General features: G+C 72.7%; 3 protein-coding genes. 2 read left to right on the top strand and 1 reads right to left on the bottom strand.

Translation table 11 applies throughout. The annotated features are described in order from the left end of the window. Positions 1-9 precede the first annotated feature (9 nt). Positions 10-1,077, bottom strand: coding sequence for an ADP-ribosylglycohydrolase family protein (locus FNH08_RS48275; protein WP_152778241.1), 1,068 nt, complete (start codon positions 1,075-1,077; stop codon positions 10-12). Positions 1,078-1,319: 242 nt separating this feature from the next. On the opposite strand from FNH08_RS48275, the gene FNH08_RS48270 reads away from it, so the two are divergent. Together FNH08_RS48270 and FNH08_RS48265 are read left to right on the top strand one after the other, a co-directional pair. Further along, positions 1,320-1,562, top strand: a complete 243-nt coding sequence (locus tag FNH08_RS48270) for a hypothetical protein (RefSeq protein WP_152778240.1) — start codon at positions 1,320-1,322, stop codon at positions 1,560-1,562. A gap of 126 nt (positions 1,563-1,688) precedes the next feature. After that, a complete protein-coding gene (locus tag FNH08_RS48265; protein ID WP_407704602.1) occupies positions 1,689-2,807 on the top strand; it encodes a glycerate kinase in 1,119 nt (372 codons plus the stop codon). Positions 2,808-2,832 lie beyond the last annotated feature (25 nt).

Here is a 2,832-nt window from a genome sequence, read left to right as displayed (position 1 = left end):
CCCCGGCTCTCAGCCCGCCGCCTCTGCCAACCGCACGGTCCGCTCAGCGAGTTCACTGATCCGTGCTCCGTCGAACCCGAACACCGCGCTGCGGACCGTGTCCTCCAGGGGAGCCTTCCACTGCGGGGGGATCGCCTCCGCGCCGCACAGGACGCCGGCCACCGAGCCCGCGGTGGCACCGTTCGAGTCGGTGTCGAGGCCGCCGCGGACGGTGAGGGTGATCGTGCGGGTGAAGTCGTCGTCGCCGTACAGGAGGCCGGCGGTGAGGACGGCGGCATTGGGGATCGTGTGGATCCAGCCGAGACCGGCCGTCTCCTCGGACAGGGTGGCCAGGGTGTCCTCCCAGCTCAGTCCCGTCTCGTGGAGCGAGAGGACCCGGCGCACCGTACGGGCCAGGCGGCTGCTCGCCGGGATCACCGTGAGGGCGGTGTCGAGCGCGGAGCGCGCGGTCGGCGCCGTGAACGCGGCCGCGATGAGCGCCGCCGCCCACATCGCGCCGTACACGCCGTTGCCGGTGTGCGAGAGGACCGCGTCACGGCGGGCCAGCGAGGCCGCGTGGCGGGGCACGCCGGGGCAGGTCCAGCCGTAGACGTCGGCGCGGATCAGGGCGCCGATCCACTCCTGGTAGGGATTGTCGTACGTGGCGGTGAGCGGTGGTTTGAGCCCGTTCGCGAGATTGCGGTAGGCGGCCCGTTCCGCCGTGAACGTCTGGAGGTACGGCAGTCGCAGCAGCCACAGGTCGCCGACCTGCTCGGTGCTGAAGCCGAAGCCGTACGTCTCCAGCAGGTCGAGGCCGAGGATGGCGTAGTCCACGTCGTCGTCGCGGCAGCTGCCGTGGATGTGGCCGCGCACGCACTGGCGCCACTCCGGGCGCAGCTCCAGGCCGTCCCTCTCGCTGAGGGGCTCGGGGAGGTAGTCGGTGAGCGGCAGCGCCTCGGCCTGCCGCAGGTAGCGGTCGATACGGTCCCGCGTCCAGTGGTCGCCCTGCTCGACCGGCTTGCCGAGCATGTTGCCGGCGATCCGGCCCAGCCAGCCCCCGAGGACGCGGTCGGCGAGGTCAGTGCCCACAGGGGTCATACGTCCGGTTTACCGAATTCGGTGCGGTTCCGCCCGCCCGGGCCCGTGGTTCGACGCGTCGATCTCCGTGCGTGAACCCGTCAACCTCCGTATGTGCCACCCGTCAACCTTCGTCCGCGTTACTCGTCAACCTTCGTCCACGTCCGCGTCGGCATGAGATGTTCGTCTGGTTTACTTCCGGGCGTCCGGTTGGTTCCGGACGGCAACCGTCCGCCCTTCGCGCCAGGAGTGTCATGACCCCGATGAGCCGTCCGTTGAGCCGTACGATCCTGCTCGCGGCCTCGTCCCTCGCGGCCCTGTTCGCCGCCGCCCCGGCCCACGCGGCGGCAACCGAGCCCCTCGTCCGGTCCGGCGACGTCAACGTCATCAACGGGGACGTCGACTTCCTGGAGGACGTGATGGAGCACATCAGCATGCCCAGCGGCGACCGCAACGCCATGACGCACCAGTTCTACGACCACAGCGGCGCCTCCGTCCCGGAGTGAGTCCCGTGCCCGGGTGCCCGCCCTGGGCAGCGGCCCTCGTCACCGGTTAGGGTCGCTGCGGCGCGACTGCCTTGACATGCGCAAGGCCCGGAAGCGAGGGGTATGCAGGTGACGGGAACTGCGCGGGTGCTGATCGCCGCGGACAAGTTCAAGGGATCACTGACGGCCGTGCAGGTCGCGGAGCGGGTGACGGAGGGCCTGCGCCGGGTCGTGCCCGAGGCCGAGGTCGAGGCGCTGCCCGTGGCCGACGGCGGCGACGGGACGGTGGACGCGGCGGTCGCGGCCGGGTTCGAGCGCCGTGAGGTCCGGGTCACCGGCCCGGTGGGCGAGCCCGTGACGGCGGCGTACGCGCTGCGCGGCGACACGGCCGTGGTCGAGATGGCCGAGGCCAGCGGGTTGCAGCGGCTGCCCGCCGGGGTCTTCGCGCCGCTGACGGCGACGACGTACGGGTCGGGGGAGCTGCTGCGCGCCGCGCTGGACGCGGGGGCGCGGACGATCGTGTTCGGTGTGGGTGGGAGCGCCACCACGGACGGCGGCTCGGGCATGCTGGCCGCGCTGGGGGCGCGCTTCCTCGACGCCGGCGGAGAACCCGTGGGCCCCGGGGGCGGGGCACTGGCCGATCTGGCCATCGCCGACCTGTCGGGCCTCGACCCCCGGCTCGCCGAGATCGAGTTCGTGCTGGCCAGTGACGTGGACAACCCGCTGACCGGGCCGAAGGGCGCGCCCGCCGTGTACGGGCCGCAGAAGGGGGCGACCCCGGAGGATGTGGCGGCGCTGGACGCGGCGCTGGGGCACTTCGCGGAGGTTCTGGAGCGGGCGATCGGGGCCAGGGCGGCTGAGTACGCCTCCGCGCCCGGCGCTGGGGCCGCGGGTGGTATCGGCTACGGGGCGCTGATCCTCGGCGCCGGGTTCCGTCCCGGTATCGAGGTCATGCTCGACGTCCTGGGCTTCGCGCCCGCGCTGGAGCGGGCCACGCTGGTGATCACCGGCGAGGGGTCGCTGGATGAGCAGACGCTCCATGGCAAGGCGCCGGCGGGGGTTGCCGCGGCTGCGCGTGCCGCGGGCAAGGAGGTCGTGGCGGTCTGCGGGCGTCTGGCGTTGTCTCCGGAGGCCCTGGCCCGTGCGGGTATCCGCCGCGCCTATCCCTTGACCGAGGCCGAGCCCGACGTCCAGCGGTGCATCGCGGAGGCGGGCCCGATCCTGGAGTCCGTGGCGGAACGGATAGCCCGGGACCTGCTGGTTTGACGACCGGGCCGCCCCGGTTGTGTTT

Origin of the sequence: Streptomyces spongiae (assembly GCF_009377185.1) — a bacterium.
GTDB classification, from domain to species: Bacteria; Actinomycetota; Actinomycetes; order Streptomycetales; family Streptomycetaceae; genus Streptomyces; species Streptomyces spongiae.
This window is presented reverse-complemented; position numbering and strand designations above follow the sequence as displayed.